Origin of the sequence: Methanosarcina sp. MSH10X1, assembly GCF_004099695.1 — an archaeon.
Lineage (GTDB): Archaea > Halobacteriota > Methanosarcinia > Methanosarcinales > Methanosarcinaceae > Methanosarcina.
In genome coordinates this window covers 39,980-62,855 of sequence record NZ_SCHL01000020.1, presented here as the reverse complement: position 1 = coordinate 62,855, position 22,876 = coordinate 39,980, and the positions used below count along the sequence as shown (strand labels likewise).

Sequence of the window (22,876 nt, the reverse complement as noted above, 5' to 3'; positions counted from 1 at the left end):
GAAAATATCGAATACGAGCCTGAGCAGTTTCCTGGTCTTGTGTACAGAATTGATGAGCCCAAAGTAGTTGTGCTTATTTTCAGCTCCGGAAAACTGGTAGTTGCAGGCGGCAAGAGCCCTGAAGATTGCGAGAGGAGCGTGGAAGTAGTTCGCCAGCAGCTCGACAGTATGGGGCTTTTATAAGAACCCTCTGTCTATTAATTATATACCTTTTTCTGGAAAATAATGTATTTGATATAATATTACAATAAAACGGATTCTGCGTCGTGCGTAGAGATTCCGGCAAAGGATATGTGTGAAACGTGAACAGCGCAGATGTTTGTATTCTTATTCCCACCCTGAATGAAGCTTCAACAATAGGGCAGCTTATCAAGGATTTCAGGCATGAAGGTTTTTTCAATATTCTGGTAATCGATGGGAATAGCAAGGACGGCACAGGGCAAATTGCAGAGGCTGAAGGCGCAAGAGTTATCATGCAGACCGGAAAAGGCAAAGGGCAGGCAATGATTCAGGCTTTCAGGTTTATTGAGAGCCCTTATGTAATAATGGTTGACGGTGACGGAACGTATCTTGCCCGCGAAGCCCATTCTCTCCTCAAGCCTGTCCTGGAAGGCCGGGCTGACCATGTTATAGGCAACCGGCTGGGGAATTACTCCCCTGGCGCCTTTACGAGGCTCAATCTCGTTGGCAACCGTCTAATAAATATGTTTTTTGACGTAGCATATGGGGTGGAATTAAAAGATATCCTGTCAGGCTACAGGGCGTTTACGCTCGAGAGTATGAGGGAACTCGAACTTAACAAAACAGGTTTCGAAATCGAGACTGAAATCTCTGTTGAATGCATTCTTAAAAAGCAAAGGGTTGAAGAAGTCCCTATTACTTATCTTCCGAGAAGCAAGAAAGGCGCAACCAAGCTAAACCCGGTAAAAGATGGATTCAGAATCGGATCTACTATTTACGGGCTTGCAAAAATGCACAATCCCATGTTTTATTTTGGGATTATAGGCTCTATCTTTATTCTGGCAGGTCTATTTACAGGAACTTTTGTTGTGGCCCAGTGGTATGAGGGAATTACCCGTATCCCGCTTTCTATTCTTACAGCCCTGCTAATCATATTCGGTCTTCAGATGTTTATCTTCGGGACTTTGAGTGATTTCATTTTAACCCTTCACAGGCAAACCATCCAGTTAATCATGGAAATGAACAAACCGAGAAAATAAGAATATCCTGTCCTTTAAGCTCATTGTTTTTCAGGTCTGTACTTTATAAGCACGGGAAAGCAATATTTTAACTTTTACTTTTTTAGAAACTCTTGCCCAAAGCTTTATGATCCTTCAACCTAAAATAATTTAAACATAAAAGATTGTGGTTTTGGGATTCCCTTATGCTTGCTGGAGAATAGATTCCTTATCTTTTGTGTGGTAGTTATGATTAAAAATAATAAGAAAAATGCTGTCCTTGTTACTTTTCTAATTTTATTGTTAATTGGAGGGCTGTTCCTTAAAACGCCAGCAGATGTGAAACGGCCAGTTCGCGGACAGCAGGTGGGCGGTTTACTTATTGAATTCGAAGAGGGAACATCCGAAAAGGAAGTTAAAGCTATCCTTGAAAACTGCAACCTTGGCATGTATCCTCTGGAATATGATGTTAACTATACGGCTGATAGGTTCTATATAAAAGTAAATACGGACGAAAGAGAAAGTGTAAGCGATAAATTTAAAGAGCTGGATGTGAGAAACGAATTCAGAAGAGGGAAGAATTGGGCTGAATTTGTACCTGATATCAAAAAAGGAAATTATTGCATAATTACGGTATCCGAACAACTTATCCATAATGAAAGTTTCCTTACAATTCTGAATAAACAGGATCTTGAGCTGAGAAAATCTACTTTTTGCTATATTCGTTTCGAAAATGGAATCGAAAACCAGACTTCGGAAAATGATGCATCTGGAATGAAAAATGAACTTGAGCTGAGTGAGAGTGTTTTGACTGTAAGCTATGAGTACCTTGAAGGGTAAAGATATGTACATGTAGATTTAAGGATTTTATTCTGAACAAATTTACTTGTTTTCTACTCAAAGGAACTTTAGTATTATTTATAAAATTTTTATTTTAATCATATTTCTTATATTTTTCAATACCTGTAGCCATCGAAGTAAAGTAAACTTGATTAAGGTTAAAGTTAATTTTTTAAAAAGTGTTATATATAATTACGCGCCTTTTATGTTCTAATTCAACCTTGCCTTAATTACAGCTTAATCTTACAACTAAATCTTACAGATTATAGAAAGCTTGAGGTTAATAATATGACAATTGTGGAAGATGCACAAAAAGGGATTATTACTGAGGAAATGAAGATCGTCGCAAAGGATGAAGGGCTTGACCCCGAATTCGTCCGCCGCGGTGTTGCAGCCGGAAGAATCGTTATTCCAACTTCACCTTACAGGCAGGTAAAGATCTGCGGTATAGGCGAAGGGCTCAGGACCAAGGTCAATGCATCCATAGGTGTATCCTCAGACATTGTTGACCCGGAGATGGAAGTTAAGAAAGCCCAGGCTGCCGAAGCCGCAGGCGCAGACACTCTGATGGAGCTCGGCACAGGTGGAGACTTCCTTGGAATCAGGAAAAGAGTTATTGACAGCATTTCCCTTTCAGTCGGTTCAGTGCCTCTCTATCAGGCTTTCATTGAAGCTGCAAGAAAATACGGCTCAATCGTGCACATGACTGAGGACGAACTCTTCAATGCAACCGAAGCCCAGGCAAAACTCGGAACCAATTTCATGGCAATCCACACAGGGATCAACAACATCACCCTTGACAGGCTTAAAGCCCACGGCAGGTACGGCGGACTTTGTTCCCGCGGTGGCGCTTTCATGAGCGCCTGGATGCTTCACAACGAAAAGGAAAACCCGCTTTATGCAAACTTCGATTACCTCGTTGAGATCCTTAAGGAACACGAGGTCGTCCTTTCCACAGGCAACGGAATGCGTGCAGGTGCAATCCATGACGCAACCGACCGCGCCCAGATCCAGGAGCTTATTATCAACTCCGAAATGGCTGACCGGGGACACAAGCAGGGATTACAGGTTATTGTCGAAGGCCCTGGTCACGTTCCGCTGGACCAGATCGCAACCAACGTAAAACTGATGAAGGAAATGAGCGGTCACAAACCCTTCTACATGCTCGGTCCTCTAGTTACCGATGTTGCCCCAGGCTATGACCACATCGTAACTGCAATCGGCGCATCTGTATCCGCATCTTACGGCTGTGACTTCCTTTGCTATGTTACCCCGGCAGAGCATCTCGCCCTTCCAAACCTTGAAGACGTGATCACCGGTGTCAAGACCTCCAGAATTGCAGCTCACGTCGGCGATATGATAAAATACCCCGAGAGAGCAAGACAGTGGGACCTCGACATGGGCAGAGCCAGAAGGGAACTTGACTGGGAAAAGATGTACTCCCTTGCAATCGACCCTGAACACGCAAGAGAAGTCAGAAACAGCAGGGCCCCTGAAGACACAGATGCCTGTACCATGTGCGGCAACTTCTGCGCCCTCAAGATTGTCAACCAGAACTACAACCTCGCAAAATAATCAGTTACTGGTAAACCCTCAAAGTGAAGCCTTCGGGCTTTACTTATTTATTTCTTTTTAGGGTCATTCTATTTCCTGAGACTATTTTATTTTCTAATTAATTTTCACGCACATAGCCTCTCTTTTCGGCAATTTTCTCTTTCCTCCTTACCCGGACTTCTATATAATTTGCATGTCCGCCTTTTTGCCCATAGAGCAGTTTAAAATCGATAGCTTTTTACATCATTACTTTAAAAATATCCAAATTTATTGTTGTCGATTTATTAAAACGCCTGGAAGTCCTCTTACATAACCTGGATGATGTTTTTGATAGCCTGTCAGGGGTAGCGGTTTATGAGACTAAGATCAGTTAAAGGGCTCATAGCTCTCGGAATAGTTAAAGGACTCATCACTCTCGGGGTATTTCTATTCTTTTCAGTTTTTTCAGAGTGCGGGGCTGCTGCGGAGCTGGGCGGCTCTTCTGAAATCATAAGTGAGAACTGCACATTTGAAGAGCTTGATCCCGACAAGGTTACAACGGAATGGAACGATTCCTATCTTCTCAGTAGCAGGGAAGATGCCTTAGAAGAACTTGAGATCTTAAAAAAGAAGACAACTGAGATAAACGAAACTTTCCGTCCGAAGTTTGAAAATTTGTCTGGGCCTGTTTTACTTGATTATCTGGAAGCTGACAAGGAGTTCTCAAAGTCGGCTACGATTCTATACATTTATGCATATACTCAAAATAGTAAAAATGTAAATGATCCGTTTTTTGCCTCTCTTCTTGCAAACTCTCAGAATCTTATTACAGAATATGAGAAAGCCAGTGCATTTGCAACTGTAAAAATGGCATCGATCAATCAGGAAGAATGGAACAGGCTCTTTTCCGAAGAGCCAGAGCTTGAGATTTATCAACCTTACTTTGAGGCTAACTATATCAGGTTTGCTGAACACAGGCCAGTTAATGAGTCCCAGGCTGCATACCTCGCAGAGCTCGAAAACCAGCGCATGAAACTGGAAACTGAGGCTATTTCCCAGATCACCAATAATGTCACTGTGGCAGGAAATATTACTCTTGATAACGGAGAAGAGTTCCAGGTCAACTCCCAGTCCTACAATGTTCTACTTTCAACAGACCCGAGCCAGGAAAACAGGAAAAGATGCTATGATAAGAGGTTCTACCACCTGATAAATGAATCCGACTCAATGGCTTCCATTTATTCGGAAAAAGCCAGGGTTGACGATCTCGTTGCCAGGGAGCTGAATTTCACGGACTATTATAACTATAGTCTATATAATCTGTATCTTACACCCGCTCAGGTAGAGGACATGAACACAGTTTTCAAAGAAAGAAAAGATACTTTTGAGGACTATAATGAGTTCAGGAAAACGAAGCTGGGGCTTGAGGCGCTCAAACCATACGACCTTATGCTGCAACTGGCGGACCAGCCTGCCAGAAACTATACCTATGTAGAATCTTTGCAGGAAATTCAAAAATCCTATTCCCGAATGGATCCTGTTTTCAATGAGATCTTTATAAAGACGGTAACCGGTAGTTTCGTAGACGTATATCCCGACCCTGAGCATGGGAAGCAGCCAGGCGGTTACACTTTCGACCTGTCTGCCCTGAAGGCTCCGGGCCTGATCTTTATAAACTATAACGGATTTATCGGGGACCGGCAGACTTTAACGCATGAACTCGGACATGGGATTAATTTCTACCTTATGGGCAATTCTGTGGACTATCTTTACTGTTCAGGTACAATCTATGAAATGGAAATTCCTTCAACTTTCAATGAGGAACTCTTTGTTGATCATATGGTCAAGAGCAATGATAGAGATACCGCAATTATGATACTGTCTGACCAGATTGCAGATTATCAGAACTTGTTTACCAGGCAGCCATTGATTACGGAATTCGAGTATAAAGCACATCAGATGTGTGCTGAGAATGGGACAGTAAGTGGAGCCGAACTGAATGCGCTCTGGACAGACCTCTCTAAAGAATACAGGAGCAACTCAGTCGATTATTATGATAAAGATTCTGCGGAATGGACTTATATTAACCATATTTACTTTACAAACAACTACTATACCTTTAACTACGCTGTCTCAAAGGCAATAACTCTCTCCCTTTTTAAACAGTACAAAGAAGATCCCGAAACCTTCAACAAAAATTATGTCGCGTACCTCTCCGCAGGTTCGACAATACCGCCTGAAGAAAAACTCAAAAAGTATTTCGGAATCGAAATCAACAGGCAGCTTTTTGAGGATGCGATGGACGTTGTGGAGTTGAGGATTCAGGAACTTAATGAACTGGAACAAAAAGCGAATGAACCTGAGTTTGAGTCTGCCGTAGAAACCCTGAACATTTATTCGGGATCTTTCTGGAAAAATGAATCTAAAAGTGAATAAAAGCGAATGAATTTGAATGCCTCAGACAAAGAGCTTCGGTAAAACACGCTAAGGGACTTACGGGTTTAAGTGCTCTTAACCTTCAATTTTTTTCTTTTTCGGATCTGGCTTCGTTTAAAAAGCTTCCTTTACCTGGTTATTGAATAAACATTTCTACCAGAACGATACAACTATTTCCAACAGCGCTAACAGGAGACAAACAAAATGTATTACGATATCATCGAATCCCCAATTGGTCCTATTCTTCTGGCAGGGAATGAAGAGGGACTGAAACATCTTATTTTTCTGAAAGGCAAGAAGAAAGCAGATGTTCCTGAGGACTGGATAAAAAACAAAGATTTCTTCAAAGAAGCTGCCAGGCAACTTGAAGCTTATTTTTCCGGGGAATTAAAATCTTTTGACCTTGAACTGGCTCCTGAGGGAACAGCTTTCCAGAAGTCCGTCTGGGGAGCTTTATGCAAAATCCCTTATGGCGAAACCCGCACATATAAAGAGATAGCCGTATCTCTTGGAAAATCCAGGGCATATAGAGCTGTGGGGCTTGCAAACAACCGGAATCCGATGGCGATAATTATTCCCTGCCACAGAGTTATAGGATCAAACGGAAAGCTCACGGGTTATGCATCTGGTCTGGATATTAAGGAATATTTATTAAAGCTTGAGAAAAGATAAACTGTAGTGGGAAACGATTTGATCTGGTCTGACATATCAATGTCATTTTCCTTATCGGTTATATTTCTCACCTGTTATTATTAATTTCTCCAACTTATAAGTAATTTTAAGTAAGGCGACCTGCAACTAATTCTTCGTTTTAGACAGTTCAATGAAATGCATACATCCCATAATTAATTACAGTATTCTATGAAAATGGATTTCCGGAGAAACTAATATGGAACTTAAAAATAGGATAGAGAGTATTATCAAATCAGCCGCTGCAAATCCGGGTACTGAAACTCGATACCGTGAACCTATTGTCGGATATGCTTCAGCCGATGACCCTATTTTTGATGAGATGGAGAAAATTATTGGCCCTTACCACCTGAACCCGAAAGAGATCTTCCTTGAGGCAAAAACTGTTGTTTCCTTCTTTCTGCCTTTTGAAAAAGACCTTGTGAAGCTAAACTGGAGGTCACCGGAACCTGTAAAGGAGTGGATTCAGGCTAGAGGTGAGACCGACTGCCTGATCCGAGAAATTAATGAGAAATTGAAGTCTGAACTGGCAAAGGAGGGCATAAAAGCGGTTGTGCCTGAGATTACTTTTGATTATAAGAATCGAGGTTTTGATGTTGTCTGGTCTCACAAAAGTGCAGCTTATGCAGCCGGGCTTGGCACTTTTGGAGTCCACCACATGCTGATAACGAAAGCCGGGTGTGCAGGTCGCTTCGGAACAATATTTATTTCCGCAGAAATCCCTCCTACCCCCCGTCCTGTTGAGGAGTTTTGCCGATATAAGAAAGGAGAAAAGTGCCTTGTCTGTATTGACAGGTGCCCGGTCGGGGCTCTTAGTGTAAAAGGTCTTGATAAGGAAAAATGTTTCCGCTTGCTTCAGGAAAATGCAAAAGCTTTTCCCGAATTCAATCAGCTTGCCTGCGGGAAATGTGCAACCGGACCCTGCGCTCTCAGGTCCCGCTGAAGCAGGAAACTCCTTTTTCCTATTTTATACGAAACTTACGATTTTGATTACTTCCGTTTTTTCAGAGTAGCAAGGCCGGTACTGAATTTCAGTGTTTGCTCATATTGCAGTTAGTGGCGTTGAAACGTTCTCCGTGAGATTTTGGGTTACATTTATCCACAGATTAAGATTCCTGTAAGCTGCGATGACATCTCCTTCAAATGTGCCTTTTTTATCGTTATTGTAAAGCAAAAATTGCAGGTTCATATTTGTGCCCTTAAAAGGAGGAGTGATTATAACGGCTTTTTCCAGGGTTTCATTGTTTTCGATGCATACGTTTTTCCATTCCGCCGGTAAAGGTAGAGGCGTGTCTTCGAGCCTGACTTCCATTGTATAATTTACGGACTTTTGCTCATGATTTGTAATTCCAGCTATTATGGTCCCGTTGTCCCCGAGTACATAGTCGGTCGGGTAGTTCTTAGCTGTCCCTTCGGGTCCGAGAATGTAAAATTCGGTAAAGGGTTCCTGTATTTCTTCTGTACTCATTTTTTCTTCGCATCCCGATGTAAGAAGAGCCAGGCTCATCAAAATTAGTATAAATAATATTTTTGTCTGCTTCATCTTCTATTCTTCTTCATTTTTTATATCCCGGTGTTAGCCTGTACTTTTTCACATCTTAATATATTTTCTCCTTCTGCATACGATAAAATAGAAAAAAACCAAGTGATATTTATGCCCTTAATTTCCCTGACTACCGACTTCGGAGACCTTTATCCTGCAGCCATGAAAGCCGTGATCCTGGGAATTAGCCCGGATACTCAGATTATCGACATAACCCATTCCATCCGGCAGGCCGGAATCCGGGAAGGGGCTTTCGCTCTTTATTCACTTGTTCAATATTTCCCTCCGGGCACCGTGCATATTGGTGTCGTTGACCCCGGAGTCGGGACTTCCCGGCGCGCTCTTGCTATTAAAGCAGGTGATGAAGGAAAGGAACAATTCTTTGTAGGCCCTGACAACGGGCTATTAATACCTGCAGCATGCCGCCTTGGGGAAATGGAAGTCCACGAAATTACAAATCCCAAACTCATGCTCAAATCAGGAATTTCTGCAACTTTTCACGGAAGGGATATTTTTGCACCTGCAGGAGCGCACCTCTCAAAAGGTACACTTATCGAGGCTGTCGGACCCAGAATCTCGGACTTTGTGAATCTTGATTTCAAAAATTTCGGAATTGACGGCCCCTTTCTTGTCGGGGAGGTTATTTTTGCAGATAGCTTCGGGAATGTAATCACCAATATCCCGGAAGATATAATTTTAAAATTTTCTACCTTCGGCTCACAGGTGGAAGTAAATGGCAGAAGAATATCCTTTGTTCATACCTACGGTTTTGTCGGTCAGGAAGAGCCCCTCGCTCTTATAGGCAGTCACGGCTTCCTGGAGATTGCAGTAAATAAAGGAAGTGCTGCGCGTCAGTTCGGACTGAAAAGTGGAGAACAGGTTGTAATAAAGACTGTGTAAGTAAGATTGTATAAGATAAAGACCGTCCAGAATGCCCTGAGGGGGCTTTCTGGCTTTCCTCGGCAGTAATACAGTCCGTAGTTGCACTGTATGCGGCAGGTGCCCTTCGAAAAATCGGTGATAAAAAGCAATAGCCCCTTTTATTAAAACTTAAACGATCTGAATCCGAAGTCTGGTGGGCTATAGCCGAAGCTCTAAAAATGCTGGATAAAAAAACTATAAAGGGAACTCGGGATAAAAGAGAACCTTTTGCTTCGCTTTATACCCTGGCTTCCTTAGCATGGAAGCTGAGATACTTTTCTGGATTGTCCTGGAATTTCTTCATGCACTCCCCTGTTGAGCGAAACGAAAAGAGCAGCGTCCTCCCGAGGCGCAATTCGGGAAGGAAACCGGGCTCACGAAGCGGAATTCTGCTGTTACATCCACTCATAATGCATCAGAACTTCGGGATTAAAACTCTGCATCAAACTGTTTTCCGTATATCCAAAAAAGAGGCAGCCTGTGCAGTTTTTGACAATCTCCTTCCGGCGTTCTTCCGAATTCTTCCAGACACTCTCAAAACCATCCCAGATGACGTTTCCTAAAGGCTCGTTTTGCACACGGCAGGTTTCCAGAGCACCGTCATGCGTCACATTCATAATAATCCCGCTGGCTCTGCACCTGTAGTCCGTTTCCCCGTCCCGGACCATTCTGAGGTAGGTTTTGGAGTTGATTATCGGATAGCCCTGCTTCTTAAGCTCGATTATAAGGTCGACTGTACTGTGAAATTTTTCCATATCACGGATTCCAATTTCATTCCAGACCTCATCACTGATTCCAGGAAACTCGTGGACAGGTTCGAAGGAAACCTTTACTCCCAGTTTTTCTGCAAGCAAAATAAGAGTCTCGATATCGTCCAGGTTTTTTCCTGTGAGTACGCAGTTCATCAGAATGGGATTCTTCTGTTTCTGGAGTTTTCTAACCTCGATAGCTTTCTTTAAGCCCTTTAGCAGGGTTTCAAAGTCCATTCGACGGATTTCTTTATAACTCTCTACCCCATCCACAGAAACCGAAAGGTAATCCACATCCACAAGCTCTTCCGCTCTCTCGTAAAGCAGCTTTCCGTTTGTGACCATGGAAGTGATCATCCCTATTCCTTTGGCATGTGCCATGATCTGGGGAAGATCCTTTCTGAGGAGGGGTTCCACAGTCCAGGCATTATAGACTCCGATCCCGAAATCTTTCGCGTCATCTAGTAGTTTGAAAATTTCCTCTTTTGTCGGTTCTTCTCCGGTTTTCTTCCAGTATTCACAGAACTTACAACGCATATTGCAGCGGGTATTTACGCCGTGGGAAAGGACAAAAGGACGCTTTCTCACCCGGATCTGCCAGAGTGCTCTCGAAGCCAGGATAGGGTTAAATCGGGACATAGATATCTATTACTTATTTTTTTTCAGAAGATTGCTTATTATTCATTATCTTTTCTATTATAACTTTTTTTTGGAGAACTAGTTTATAACATACTTTTTCGGCTCCATATAGCTTACTGACTTATGAGTCGAAGTTCGTGGATAATTTGTTAAACCATTTAATACCTAAAGTGATCAGATATAATATTAAAGTAAGCTTAAAGTAAGCTAAGTCAAAGTTATCTACCAAGAATCGTGTGAAAATTCTTTGTAAATAAATAAAAATTGAGTTAACTACTAATTTACTAATAACTAATTTTGAGTGGGCTTAACAGTTACCGGACTCTGAATATTTCTGGGATTCCTGTATGTTATTGCTCTAACTAAAAAACATATTCCTATAACCGGCATCACAAAGAGCCAATAAAATGCCTGAAAAGCGACAACAGCATCAAAAGTAGGCCCTCCTCTTGAAAGTGCATGTGAAAGTCCACTGAGCGTGAAGAAAAGGAGTAACATCGAAAGCATATTCGCTACAGATGAAACTGCAAGATATGCATTCATCGAGTCAGGATGTCTATCCATAGATAAGAAGACCAGTGCCGAGAATGGGGACAGTAATGCCATAAATAGCATCACGAGTGTTTCTGCGATGCCGATGTGGTCACTAAGAAGTTCTCTACCACTAAAAATAATCCAAAAATTTACGATAACCAGTACAAATAGAGAAATACATAATGGGATTGCCAGACGCCATCTGGGTAATACTTTTCTTGTTTCCAATAAGAAAAGTATGGAACCAAAAAACGAAATAATGCTCATTAACTCTGTCAAGTCTCCGAAAGAAAGTATTGTGACAGATATTGACCGAAGTATACAACTTATTATTAAGGCTGCGGCCCAGTAAAACATAAAGATAGCAGACATCAATGCCAGTGCTATTTTTATCCTCATTAAATCATCGCCATAAAATATAAAAATCGGGTGAAAATTATTCACCCTATCAGGTCATAGAATTCGGTTATTGATCCTTCGTTCCCTGCTGCACTATCTACAACCCTCAGCCGTCAGTTGTGCGCATTCCGGAAGCCTTCCGCATGTAAGATAAGACAAGGGTTAACTCTATTTGATCAAGATTCACAATTTTTTTAAATCCTTAATTTCAAAATTTTCTTAAGTATATGCAAGATTTACATATACTTTAAACAGTTGGCATCGAGATTATAAATTATTTTCTATCGATAGATTAAATTCAGCAAGCAATTAAAAATAATGAATCAGTTTCAAAATCTCAGCTTATATCTTTTGACGAGTATACTTCAGTGATTTTTTATTTTCTTCTTTGGATACTAGATTTTAGAGAATCAGTTTTTAAATCACAGAAAATAATCTAAAAATTTTCAATTACTCAGACTAAAAATGAGTTTTAGTGTCGTCTCTCCAATAACCCTATTATTGCTTTTAGTCTCGTCATATTCTGTTTTTATAAGTCAAATAAAAGGGATATTATATCGTAGTGCAGAGAATCAAGTAGAAAAGATAAATATTTTTAGAAAATGAAGAATTTTAAGAAAAGATAAAGAATTCTACAGAAAATCAGATAATTCTACGTTATTAAACTACTGCTAAATTCTATTGAAAAAAAAGTGCCCGCCTTAAGGCGAGCTGTAGGTATTGAAATTTTATTGTGTTTATCCGAAAAGGGCGCCGAGACCGGCCATTCCGTCTTCTTCAGAGGTGTCTTCCTCTTCTTCCTCTTCTTCAGCAGGAGCTTCTTCTGCTGCAGGGGCTGCTGCTGCAGGGGCTGCTGCGGCTGCGGGTGCTGCGAATGCTGCCTTTGCAATTGCTTCTTCAATGTCTACGCCTTCAAGGGCTGCGACAAGGGCTTTTACTCTGGCTTCGTTAACTTCGATACCTGCTGCCTGGAGAACGGCAGTGATTGCGTCTTCGGTAATTGTTTTACCAGCGTTGTGTAATAAGAGAGCTGCATATATGTATTCCATTGTTGATCACCTAAATTTCAATTATCGTAAATTTATTTATCCGAAAAGGGCACCGAGGCCGGCCATTCCATCTTCTTCGGAGTGGTCTTCTTCTTCCTCTTCTTTCTCTTCTTCCTTTTCTTCTTCTTTTTTCTCGGGTGCTGCGGTTGCTGCGGCTGCTGCTGCGCTTGCGGCTGCTCCGAGAACTTCCCTCAGTTCGTCATCCACGGCATTTGCATCTTTGTCTGCGGCTTCGGATGCTACGGATGTCATCTGGACATGAGCTTTTGCCAGCAAAGCGTCCATGACTCCTGAATCAAATACGACAGCATTGACACCAAGGTTCTTTGACTCTGCAAAGGCTTTTGCCAGTAGGGTGCCGATTGTTGCGCTTGTTGGGTATGCAGTGTTGACAGAGAGATTGAAAGCGTTCTGGGCTGCTCTGATAACATCAGAGAAGTACTGGCTTTCGTCAATTGCAAGGAGTTCCGGCTCGTAAATTGTCCCTTCGTCATAGGCGGCTCTTAAGTCCAGACCTACAATGAGGGGATATATCTCCAGCTTTGAAAGCATGGTTGCGAGCTTCTGCGGGACTGCCTCACCTGCTTTACAGACAACCTTCGTTTCCTTTATTGCAACTTTTCCTGCTTCTATTGAAGCTGGAATTCCTGCACTCTGGAATTCTCCGAGAATCGGGCCAGGTGGGAAACTGGTAGGTCCCTTCTGGACAGTAATGTCTACAGGAGCTATAGCGCCTCCTTTAATCGGAGAAGGGGTTTTTGTCTGTTCAAGCGCTTTGTAAAGCTTGAAGGGGCTTTCGTTGGTAAATATCAGAGCCGTCTGCTTGTCAAGATATTTATTCATCTCGGGAATGGTTTCTCCGAGCTGGTTTAAAGCCCGCTCTGTAAGGGTGTTCCTTGAGACTTTGAGCACTGCAACGTCCTTAAGGTCCCGGCGAATTTTCTGGATCTTGGTTGCAAGAATGCCCTCGATCCCTACCATTCCGAATACCTTATGGGACTGGATGAGTTCCTTTATATTATCGATCTCATCCTTTTTCCACTGTGGGACGTGCTCCGTGTGATGCTTCTCCTCTGCCATTTACACCACCCTTTCGGATTTTCCCATAGTTGTCGTGACATAGACTGTTCTCAGGTTATGCTTGCCCTTATCCAGAACACGCTCCAGCCTGGAAACTATAGTCTCAATGTTTTCGGCAAGGTCGTCGGGATTCATATTCCTTCGACCGACAGGCACATGGAAAGTAAGCTTGTCTTTTGACCTTAACCTGACCGCATTTTGCTTGCTCTGGATAAGCTCGCCTATATCCTTGTTAGGTAGGAGTGGAATAGGCATTTTCCCTCTGGGTCCGAGAACAATACCAAGGTTCTTACCAATTGTTGGCATGAACTGGGTTTCTGCGATAAAAAGGTCACATTCGTTTGCAAGAGTCCTGGCTCTGTTTTTGTCAGCCGCCAGTTCATCGAGCTCAACATCAGAAATAACATACGCAGCACCGGCAGCCTTTGCTTTCAGGCCCACATCACCTTTTGCAAAAACGCCGATCTTCAGTTCTTTTCCGAGCCCGTGAGGAAGAATTACTTCTTCATCGACTCTATTCTTCGGTTGGTTCATGTCAAGATTCTTTAAGTTAATCGCCAGGTCTACGCTTTCCGAGAAATTGCGCTTTGGCGATTCTTCAAGTACTTTCTTGACAGCTTCCAGTATAGTTTTTTCTGCCATCTTGTTCCTCCCCGTAGTGTTTGAACTTGCTTGTTCAAGCAGCCTCTTCGGCTTACTACGGTTGGTCTTAGGGCTTCCCCATTAATCCGGGTTCTGTTACTCTTAACAGTAAGCCGCTAATAGCTATTATTTTAATTTATTGCAACAATGTGCAAGATTCTTGAGCTATTAGTGCTATCCGATTTAAAACTATTGGTGGTAATGAATTTCCGGATTAAATAGTAAAGGGATGGGAAGGCTTACCACTCCTCGCCGGCAAGCACATCATCGAACTTGCCCTGGTCGAGTGCCTTCTGGCTTTCTTTTGCCTTAACTCCCTCTACGGTCACACCCATGGGGACACAGGTACCGATTACCTCTTTCATTGTTGACTTGAGATCGTAGGAAAGTACATCTTCCCTTTTCATGCGGGCGATCTTTGCGACCTGCGACATGCTAAGGTTGCCAACAACTTCACTTCCTGCATTTCCTGACCCTTTCTGGATTCCTATCTCTTTCATGATCAGGGATGCCGTTGGCGGGGTACCTACTTCGATCTCGACATTCTTCTTATCGTCAACAATTACTTTAACAGGAACCTGCATTCCATTATAGTCCCTGGTTTTTTCATTGATCTTTTCGACCACTTCTTTTATGTTGACCCCGAGCGGACCAAGCGCCGGACCTAAAGGTGGTCCAGGATTCGCTTTTCCTCCGGGGACAAGTGCTTCAACAATACTTGTCATCTGAGTCTCACCGGTTTTAATAACTATATACTTTGCAGATCTTTTCGATCCACTCTGAGTACTGGTGATTTTATTTATTAATAAGCTGGAATTTTTCGGTATTTTCCATCCCGCTGCGGCTTCACTCGTTATCTTTCTTAAGTATTCTGACAGTGTCGCCACGAATCGTTATGGGAATCGGAACCACAGCATCGAACAGTTCCACAGTAATTTCCTCATGTCCTTCATCGACCCTTTTAACCCGGGCTTTCTCCCCTTTAAAGGGTCCTGAAGTGACTTCAATTATAGCCCCTTCCTTGATTCCTGTTACTGTTGGTTTGGGTTTAAGGAAATGCTCAATTTCAGCAATCGAAGAGCTCCCTTTCACAAGAGCCCGCGCATGGGGAATAGTCTGAATTGCCAGTTCTACAATTCCGGATTTAGGAGCCTCGACCAGGACATATCCTTTCAGCTCATCAGGAGCCAGAATTGCCCTTATATCCAGCTTCTCCTTTTTCGAAACTCTGGCAAGAGCTGTTGCAACCGATCTTTCCTGGTTTGCCGTGGTTTTGATTACAAATATCTGAGAATCCTCACTCATTGGGCCACCCACTGGGGCAACATTGTCAACAGTACATATACCATAAATCCTATTGCTCCCACAGCCAGAATGCCAATACCTGCAACTTTGGCAATGGTCAAGAACTCTTCCCTGGACGGTTTCTTAGTAAGTTTCAGGACTCTCAGGTGTGCCCGAATTGCCTGACCAACGCTTTCTACAGTTATTTTCGGTTCAAACGTGGATTCTACCATCAATTCACATCCAGGTTTTCTTTATTTTATCAATATATCTTGAATTTTTTGCCTGTAATTCTTCCTATATGTTGACCGTTCTCGAAATTCGCTTTTCTTACTATACACAAATTTCCGGATTCAGGTTAAGGAAGGAACGGGCGGTTTATATTATTAATTCCTATTATATGAAGATATCACTGACACGGTATTTAAAACGTGAAAAGATTCCGATATCGGATCTCAATTTTATTCCAAATCTTTAATCGTGTCAGTAGAAATATTTCTTTTTTGATGCCGAATTGTATCGGCATCATACGGTATTTACCATAAAAATAGTTTTCGATTGGTTTTTATTCCTATCTCTTATTTTTACTTTAAAGAGAGGAAAACAGTATTTTTTCCAACCGATGATTTTAGTTCCTTCTGTGTCTGGTTTGATCACTCTACAAAATCAATCCCGTATTTGAAGGTAATATTCTTGTCGTTCCCGTGGCCGTAAATCTGGGCGGATGTCACTCCTGTAACCACGATCATGGTACGTACGGTCTGTTCGAGGTCAGGATCAATCTGGGCACCCCAGATAAGGCGGGCGTTTGCGTCTATCCGGCTGTAAACCTCCTGAACTACGCACTCAGCTTCTGAAATCGTCATGTCAGGGCCTCCAACCACATTAACAAGGGCAGAGGTCGCACCTGAAATGTCCACATCAAGAAGCGGGCTGCGCAGGGCTTTCTGTACGGATTCTACAGCTTTGTTCTCCCCGTCAGACTCTCCAAGCCCGATCATCGCAACGCCTCCGTTCTGCATAACAGTTCTTATGTCTGCAAAGTCGAGATTTACAAGACCGGGCTTTGTGATCAGTTCGGTTATGCCTTTTACGGCTCTCATAAGGACTTCATCTGATACTTTAAAGGCAGCCTGGAGTGGGAGCCTCGGGACGACTTCAATCAGCTTATCATTAGGGACAACTATTACCGTGTCTGCTACATCTCTCAGGCGCTCAAGACCTGCCTCTGCATTGGTTCTACGTACATGGCCCTCCACACTGAAGGGCAGTGTAACGACTGCGATTGTAAGTGCTCCTGCATCTCTTGCCGCTTCAGCTACTATAGGGGCCGATCCTGTACCGGTTCCTCCTCCAAGACCTGCAGTGATAAAGACCATATCAGAGCCTTCGACAACTTTATTTATTTCGTCGATACTCTCGATTGCAGCATCTTCTCCGATCTGGGGGAGGCTGCCGGCGCCAAGTCCACGAGTTTTCTTTTTCCCAATAAGAATCTTTTTGCCGGAGCGTATATGAAGAAGGTGCTGGGCATCGGTGTTAACGGCTACAAGGTCCGCTCCCTTGATTCCTTCGCCCAACATGCGCTGGATGCTATTTGAACCGCCGCCTCCGCAACCTACCACTTTGATGGTTGTTTTGAGGCTCCTGAGTATCTCTTCAAGTTCAGCATCAACTTCTGAGTCTGCATTAGAGTAATCTGAATTTGAGTACTCTCTCTGCCCGCCACGTCCTTCCAGGGCAGATCGAGCGAGGGCTTCTTCCACAATGGATCTCATGCTACTGTTTTCCTCCATCCGATGGGGTAATTTTAATGGCTGGTATTAAAGAATAAATGTATTTTTAGAGGGAACACATGTATTTTAACCATCACATATACAGTTTCCAATTTAATAGTTTTCCTTTTACAGTCTTTAAACTTATACTGTATATGTTTAATAATTTTATTAAATTCTTCTACTTTCCTGCTTAGCCCCAGGTTTTTCTTTCAAGTCTTATTATGGTTCCTTTTATTCCCTATATTTTATTCCTTTCTTCCCGACCCTACTTATTTTTTTAGCTCATTTGCGATTTCTTTATTATTTTATTTTTTCAAGCTGTCCATGTATTTTTACTTTTCCCTTTTCTCCGGGCCTATGTGCCTTCATTCGCCTGATTTGATATTCGGTTTCGTATCCGCATATTTCCTGGAGAATTAACCTTAATTACGCTTTTCCTCTGGATTCCCCGAGGATGATGCCTGTCGCAATCAGGTGGGCAACCCTCAGAGGTTCAGGAATATTACTTCTTATTGAGGTAAGCTGAATAATTTTCTTCACAGTTTCCAGTCCTATGCCTGCTCTCTGGATATAAATGGGATTTTTTTGACCGGCGATTTCTTCAATTTTTCCGGCTCGCTTTATTATTGTCCAGCGCTCTCCCCCGTCCGGAAAATACTTGAGGGCGGATTTGATTTTCTCAAAATCTGGATAGGACCGCATAATCACAATTACAGGAATTCCGGTTTCCCTGTAAAGCATCTGTATATCCACAACATTAAAGCCTCCATAGGTGACCCCGTCAAGAATAACCGCTCTTATCTGGCCGTAATGTTTGCTCTTCTTTATCAGGCTGCCGATTACATCAGTAGCATCAAGCCCATCCTTTGTGATCTCCGAGCGAAGAACTCCGTCAATCCAGTCTCCACCCCGAAAAACAGCCCCGACTATCATTACTTTTTCACTGAGGAGCGCAGAATCATCTATACCCAGAATTCGAATTTCGGGTTTTATATGAAAATCGGAATTCACAGGTACTTTTTATGTCTGGATTATAAAAATAGTTTGTCGGTTTCCTGTACATAACCTCTAACAAAACTAATATCCGGGGAAATCCTCAGTTTTTCCGGTAAAAATGATGATTTCTCCCGGCTGAATATAAAAAGAGCCCCTGAGGGGCTTTTCGTTTCCATTCGGTTTACCGGGGAAGTTTTTACACGAACATGCTTTCAGGGAGACTGGAAGGCATCATCTTTTGCGTATCTGCAGCCATAGATACCTTATCCACTGCTTCGAGGAAATCTTCCATCTCAACCAGTTCTTTGTCTTTCCTGACCGCAAACATACCTGCCTCTGTGGCTATTGCCTTCAGGTCTGCTCCGCTCATTCCTTCGGTAGCTTTTGCAAGCCTCTTAAAATCAATATCTCCTGCAAGAGTCATTTTCTCACAGTGAATTTCGAGAATCTTTCCTCTGGCTTCTATTCCGGGCATCGGGACGTGAACAAGCCTGTCAAAGCGCCCTGGCCTTAAAATTGCCGGGTCAAGGACATCAGGGCGGTTTGTTGCTGCAATAATCCTGATATTTTTCCTTTTGTCAAAGCCATCCATCTCTGCCAGTAGCTGCATGAGTGTTCTCTGAACCTCACGGTCTGCGCCAGTCGTCTCATTCAGACGCCTTGCGGCAATTGAGTCCAGCTCATCAATGAAGATAATACTCGGGGCCTTTTTCCGTGCCATCTCGAAGATTTCCCTTACGAGTTTAGAACCGTCCCCTATGTACTTCTGCACGAGCTCAGAGCCGACAACCCTGATAAAGGTCGCATTGGTTCTGTGAGCCACAGCTTTAGCAAGCAGGGTTTTGCCTGTTCCCGGAAGTCCATAAAGAAGAACTCCCTTAGGAGGCTCGATACCTATCCGGGCAAAGCGTTCCGGTTCAATAAGAGGAAGCTCAACTGCTTCCTGAAGTTCCTGGATTTGCTCCTCGAGACCGCCTATCTGGTCATAGTCCACTTCCACGCTTTCGAGGACTTCCATTGCAGCGACAAAAGGCTCTTCCGTTGAAGGAATAACCTCGGCAATGGCAAGCGTATGCTGGTTCAGGGCAACTTTTGCCCCTGGCAGCAGTTTCTTCTCATCGATATATTGTGAGACATTAACCAGGAACTGTGGTCCGTTGCTGCTCCGGACAATTATCCTGTCATTCTTTATCACGTCAATGACCGTACCAATGATAAGCGGAGAGGTTTTCATCCGATCGAGTTCAGACTGCAGCTTCCGTATTTCCCGTTCATACTTTATCTTCTGGTTTTCAAGATAACGTTTTTCGGACTCAATCTGGCTGCACTGCTCTTCCAGAAAACTGTTTCGGCTTTCAAGTTGCCTCATTCGGTCCTGGACGCTTTCAGTTACTTCCCCCAGCTCTCCAGGCTCGATTCCGTCATATAAAGGTCCGGACTTACCAAGGTGACTGCGCATGCTTTCATCCTTACTTCTGGTACTTTCCGTCATGGAGCTCCGAATAATATTTAAGTTCATACCGTATATAGCGTTTTCGAAGTGATCAATATGCAGTGCGAAATATGTGGTGCAGAGATCCGCGGAAAGTCTATATGCATTACAATTGACAACAGCGAGCTCCAGGTCTGCCAGAAATGTGCTCCATATGGTAAACCCGTTGATAAGCGAACTCCCGTGTCAAGAAAAGTCTCTCCGGTGGTTCGGACGGTTACACGAACCGAAAATAGGCCAAAAAAGGATTTTTTCGATATTTTGAAAGATGAACTCCTGGATAATTATGATCAGATCATCCGGGAAGCCAGAGAAGCTAAAGGCTGGTCTCAGGAGGATCTGGCTGAAAATATCAAAGAAAAAGCATCTCTGATCAAAAAGATAGAACGCAACGAAATCGTGCCAGAAGATTCCGTTCGAAAGAAACTCGAACACGCTCTTAACATCAAACTTACGGAACGTGTTGAAGGCTCAGGACAGGAAGTCTCTCACATGAAGAAAGATACTACCCTCGGAGATATAGTGAAAATAAAAAGAAAATAAATCTCAAAATAAAAAATAAATCGTGAATTCAAGGTAGAGAATAAAAAAGTAAATCTTGACTGCAGGCTTTGTTCCGGCAGCAATATCTGATTTACGGCAGTTTTTCCCTCAAGGGAGCAACAGAGGGTTCAATTCGAAGGCATTTTCTAACATCCTTCTCCCTCTGCTTTTACGTGCCTTTTTATCTTTAACGGCTCCAAGTCACTTTTTTGTTTTAATTCCTTCCTGCTTTGAGCCTCTTCTTTTCCGGATCTCTCCTTTGATTTAAATCTTCTTTATAATCGTTAATTCTCTTAAATAGCGGTCCGCAACTCTTCTATCCGGCTTTTCCCTGGAAATTTCTTAAATCTCGATTTCGATATCATATACCTTTTCAGGGTTTTCCTTATGAATGATCCAGAAAGGCTCTTCACCATAGGTTTCCATGAGTTTTATAGTTCTCCTGGGAATTGTCTTCGGGCCGAGTACAGCACCTGGCCTGTCAGGGTCGTCAATGTAATCCGTTTCCATCATAAACCGTGTACCTTCTTCAAGTGCATGCTCGATTGCTCCTTTTACCGAGATCACCCCCGGGAAAATCCCAAGCTCTTCACAGGTTTTTACCAGAGGCGGCGAGTAGTGTTTGACAACCCTGTACATTTTTATTCCTGTTTTTCTTGCCCTCTCTGCTATGTCCTGAAGTTCGGGCTCTCCCACGCTTTCAGTATGAAGCTGAACCGCACAATCCTGATCCTTTCCCAGGGAAAATGCATGCTCCATAATTTCATTCGAAGCTGCCCAGACCTCCTCAGGCACAGGATAATGAGGGCGTCCTGATTTTATCCCTACGGCAAGACCCTTCTCAACGTACCTTGAAGCAAGCTCGAGACCTTTTTGCATAAGCTCTGTAGCTTCCCGCAGCTCCATATACTCGGTAAGCTTTGAGATTTCTGCCGGATGGATTCCAAGCACAGGAAAAGCTCCAACTCCAAGTTCCCGGATCTTTGACGCGGTTTCTACGGTTTCGTCGAAAACCCTTAGATAATCATCAGGTTTTTTGACTTTTATCCCGATCGACCAGCTGGGTTTGGTGACCAGAATTATATGAGTTCCTCCAGAGTTCTTGAATTCCTTTATTGCTTCAAGTCCCCTGGCTCTGGGGTCGATATGCATGTGATTGTCGGTAATCGGAACTTTTACAGGCATCTTTATTCCTCGAAAATCTATTCTTTCTGAGTTTGACTTAAGTCCATATTTGTTTATGGAAGCACAGGATAAATCCGGAGAGATATTTTTTGAAAATATAGGGCTAGATTTTTTAGAAATGTCACAGGCATATATTTCTCGAATCTGACTTCCTGTGAGATATTGATCGGCATAGTATTAATTACCCAAAACTTGAAATATATAGCCTTACGTTCAGTACGCAGGAAGATCCAATTATTCTTACCAAATTTTCGAAAAGTTCCCCTTTTTTAGCTTTTCAGTCGCTACGGTTCTTTAAATACGAACCTTAAGATCTGGTGATAATATGAGTAAAACCGCAGCAGTAATCAAAGGTGACGGGGTAGGCCCCGAACTTGTGGACGCAATGCTTAAAGTTGTAGAAGCCGCTGGCACAGACATTGAATTCGTTATGTGTGAAGCAGGGGCTGGATGGTGGGAAAAGCACGGAGGCGACTCCCTTATCCCGGATGAAACCTGGGAAATTCTTGACAGCTCTGATGCCAGCTTTAAAGGCCCGACAACTACGCCTGGAGGAATAGGATCTCCAAGAAGTGTAGCCGTCTCTATAAGGAGAAAGTATGATCTCTATGCAAACGTCAGGCCAATCAAAACTTTCCCTAACTCAAGTGCACCTCTTGGAGATGTGGAAATGGTCTGTGTACGTGAAGGCACAGAAGGTCTCTACATTGGAGAAGAAATCCAGCTTACAGACGATGTATCGATTGCAATCCGTAAGATCACACGTACAGCTTCACGCAAGATTGCAAACTATGCTTTCGAGGAAGCCAAGAGAAGAGGCTATGATGCCGTTGTGCCAATCCATAAGAGCAATATTCTGAAACTGACCTGCGGCTCTTTCTTAGAAGAGGTCGAAAAGGTCGGGCAGAATTACCCGGATATCGAGATCTGGCCCTATCATATTGACAATATTGCCCAGCAGCTGATCAAGAACCCTCAGATTTTCAATAAAAAGGTCCTCCTTTCTACAAACCTCTTTATGGATGTAATCAGTGAGGAATGCTCGGCTCTGGTAGGCAGCATCGGTCTGATCTATTCTGCCAATATCGGAGATTCTTTCGCAATGTTTGAACCGGCTCACGGTTCGGCTCCAAAGTATGCAGGCCAGGATAAGGTAAACCCTGTCGCAACCGTACTTGCAGGAGCATGGATGCTTGACTACCTTGGAGAAAAGGAGAAGTCCGAAGCGATATTTAAGGCCGCAGAGCGTGTAATTTCCGAAGGCAAGTATGTGACTTACGATCTCGGAGGAAATGCGAAACTCAGTCAGATGGCTGGCGAGATCGCAAAGTATACGGCAGAAATTCTCAAATAAGAAGGTACTGA

23 protein-coding genes and 1 pseudogene are annotated in these 22,876 nt (G+C 43.0%); 10 read left to right on the top strand and 14 right to left on the bottom strand.

Annotation, left to right across the window (positions count from 1 at the left end):
- The 7 genes and pseudogenes from EQO05_RS12970 to EQO05_RS12940 form a co-directional block, all read left to right on the top strand.
- Positions 1-183: pseudogene (locus tag EQO05_RS12970) on the top strand (TATA-box-binding protein); the annotation flags it as partial.
- A 119-nt stretch (positions 184-302) separates the two neighbouring features.
- Positions 303-1,220: an S-layer glycoprotein N-glycosyltransferase AglJ gene (aglJ, locus tag EQO05_RS12965; protein ID WP_128507177.1), complete on the top strand. Its 918-nt coding sequence runs from the start codon at positions 303-305 to the stop codon at positions 1,218-1,220.
- Positions 1,221-1,427: 207 nt separating this feature from the next.
- A complete protein-coding gene (locus EQO05_RS12960) occupies positions 1,428-2,018 on the top strand; it encodes a UPF0228 family protein (RefSeq protein ID WP_128507175.1) in 591 nt (196 codons plus the stop codon).
- A gap of 288 nt (positions 2,019-2,306) precedes the next feature.
- Positions 2,307-3,593 (top strand): phosphomethylpyrimidine synthase ThiC, encoded by a 1,287-nt coding sequence (thiC, locus tag EQO05_RS12955; protein ID WP_128507174.1) that lies wholly within the window; start codon positions 2,307-2,309, stop codon positions 3,591-3,593.
- Positions 3,594-3,926: 333 nt separating this feature from the next.
- The gene (locus tag EQO05_RS12950; protein ID WP_240664668.1) at positions 3,927-5,987 is read left to right on the top strand and encodes a M3 family oligoendopeptidase; all 2,061 of its coding nucleotides are present in this window, start codon (positions 3,927-3,929) and stop codon (positions 5,985-5,987) included.
- 204 nt (positions 5,988-6,191) lie between these two features.
- Positions 6,192-6,659 (top strand): methylated-DNA--[protein]-cysteine S-methyltransferase, encoded by a 468-nt coding sequence (locus EQO05_RS12945; protein WP_128507173.1) that lies wholly within the window; start codon positions 6,192-6,194, stop codon positions 6,657-6,659.
- Between the two features lie 217 nt (positions 6,660-6,876).
- Complete coding sequence (locus EQO05_RS12940) at positions 6,877-7,620, top strand: epoxyqueuosine reductase (RefSeq protein ID WP_128507171.1); 744 nt, start codon at positions 6,877-6,879, stop codon at positions 7,618-7,620.
- A gap of 99 nt (positions 7,621-7,719) precedes the next feature.
- On the opposite strand, the gene EQO05_RS12935 is transcribed toward EQO05_RS12940, so the two are convergent.
- Positions 7,720-8,220, bottom strand: coding sequence for a DUF1616 domain-containing protein (locus EQO05_RS12935; protein ID WP_128507169.1), 501 nt, complete (start codon positions 8,218-8,220; stop codon positions 7,720-7,722).
- 111 nt (positions 8,221-8,331) lie between these two features.
- Between EQO05_RS12935 and EQO05_RS12930 the strand changes: the two genes are divergently transcribed.
- Positions 8,332-9,120, top strand: a complete 789-nt coding sequence (locus tag EQO05_RS12930) for an S-adenosyl-l-methionine hydroxide adenosyltransferase family protein (RefSeq protein ID WP_128507167.1) — start codon at positions 8,332-8,334, stop codon at positions 9,118-9,120.
- 259 nt (positions 9,121-9,379) lie between these two features.
- On the opposite strand, the gene EQO05_RS15635 is transcribed toward EQO05_RS12930, so the two are convergent.
- The 12 genes from EQO05_RS15635 to EQO05_RS12875 form a co-directional block, all read right to left on the bottom strand.
- A complete protein-coding gene (locus tag EQO05_RS15635) occupies positions 9,380-9,550 on the bottom strand; it encodes a hypothetical protein (protein WP_164888555.1) in 171 nt (56 codons plus the stop codon).
- Entirely contained in the window at positions 9,537-10,529 is a 993-nt protein-coding gene (locus EQO05_RS12925; RefSeq protein ID WP_128507165.1) for a radical SAM protein, read from the bottom strand. The genes EQO05_RS15635 and EQO05_RS12925 overlap by 14 nt, the downstream gene beginning before the upstream one ends.
- Before the next feature lie 291 nt (positions 10,530-10,820).
- A complete protein-coding gene (locus EQO05_RS12920; RefSeq protein ID WP_128507163.1) occupies positions 10,821-11,462 on the bottom strand; it encodes a hypothetical protein in 642 nt (213 codons plus the stop codon).
- A gap of 737 nt (positions 11,463-12,199) precedes the next feature.
- Positions 12,200-12,511 carry a 50S ribosomal protein P1 gene (gene rpl12p / locus EQO05_RS12915; protein ID WP_128507161.1) on the bottom strand — a complete coding sequence of 104 codons (312 nt, stop codon included), beginning with the start codon at positions 12,509-12,511 and terminating at the stop codon, positions 12,200-12,202.
- 36 nt (positions 12,512-12,547) lie between these two features.
- Positions 12,548-13,591, bottom strand: a complete 1,044-nt coding sequence (locus EQO05_RS12910; RefSeq protein ID WP_128507159.1) for a 50S ribosomal protein L10 — start codon at positions 13,589-13,591, stop codon at positions 12,548-12,550.
- On the bottom strand, positions 13,592-14,233 hold the full coding sequence (locus EQO05_RS12905) for a 50S ribosomal protein L1 (protein ID WP_128507157.1): 642 nt from the start codon (positions 14,231-14,233) through the stop codon (positions 13,592-13,594). It lies immediately after the preceding gene.
- 239 nt (positions 14,234-14,472) lie between these two features.
- Positions 14,473-14,958, bottom strand: a complete 486-nt coding sequence (locus tag EQO05_RS12900; RefSeq protein WP_128507156.1) for a 50S ribosomal protein L11 — start codon at positions 14,956-14,958, stop codon at positions 14,473-14,475.
- A 121-nt stretch (positions 14,959-15,079) separates the two neighbouring features.
- Entirely contained in the window at positions 15,080-15,538 is a 459-nt protein-coding gene (locus EQO05_RS12895; protein ID WP_128507154.1) for a transcription elongation factor Spt5, read from the bottom strand.
- The gene (locus tag EQO05_RS12890; protein WP_128507152.1) at positions 15,535-15,750 is read right to left on the bottom strand and encodes a protein translocase SEC61 complex subunit gamma; all 216 of its coding nucleotides are present in this window, start codon (positions 15,748-15,750) and stop codon (positions 15,535-15,537) included. The genes EQO05_RS12895 and EQO05_RS12890 overlap by 4 nt, the downstream gene beginning before the upstream one ends.
- A gap of 420 nt (positions 15,751-16,170) precedes the next feature.
- Positions 16,171-17,295: a cell division protein FtsZ gene (ftsZ, locus tag EQO05_RS12885; protein WP_128507150.1), complete on the bottom strand. Its 1,125-nt coding sequence runs from the start codon at positions 17,293-17,295 to the stop codon at positions 16,171-16,173.
- Positions 17,296-17,721: 426 nt separating this feature from the next.
- Positions 17,722-18,306, bottom strand: a complete 585-nt coding sequence (locus EQO05_RS12880; RefSeq protein WP_128507148.1) for a DUF99 family protein — start codon at positions 18,304-18,306, stop codon at positions 17,722-17,724.
- Between the two features lie 181 nt (positions 18,307-18,487).
- Positions 18,488-19,783: a proteasome-activating nucleotidase gene (locus tag EQO05_RS12875; RefSeq protein ID WP_128507146.1), complete on the bottom strand. Its 1,296-nt coding sequence runs from the start codon at positions 19,781-19,783 to the stop codon at positions 18,488-18,490.
- A gap of 57 nt (positions 19,784-19,840) precedes the next feature.
- On the opposite strand from EQO05_RS12875, the gene EQO05_RS12870 reads away from it, so the two are divergent.
- Entirely contained in the window at positions 19,841-20,326 is a 486-nt protein-coding gene (locus EQO05_RS12870) for a multiprotein bridging factor aMBF1 (RefSeq protein WP_128507144.1), read from the top strand.
- Positions 20,327-20,668: 342 nt separating this feature from the next.
- Here EQO05_RS12870 and EQO05_RS12865 read toward each other — a convergent pair whose 3' ends face one another.
- On the bottom strand, positions 20,669-21,511 hold the full coding sequence (locus tag EQO05_RS12865) for a TatD family hydrolase (RefSeq protein ID WP_128507142.1): 843 nt from the start codon (positions 21,509-21,511) through the stop codon (positions 20,669-20,671).
- A 325-nt stretch (positions 21,512-21,836) separates the two neighbouring features.
- Between EQO05_RS12865 and EQO05_RS12860 the strand changes: the two genes are divergently transcribed.
- A complete protein-coding gene (locus EQO05_RS12860) occupies positions 21,837-22,865 on the top strand; it encodes an isocitrate/isopropylmalate dehydrogenase family protein (protein WP_128507140.1) in 1,029 nt (342 codons plus the stop codon).
- Positions 22,866-22,876 lie beyond the last annotated feature (11 nt).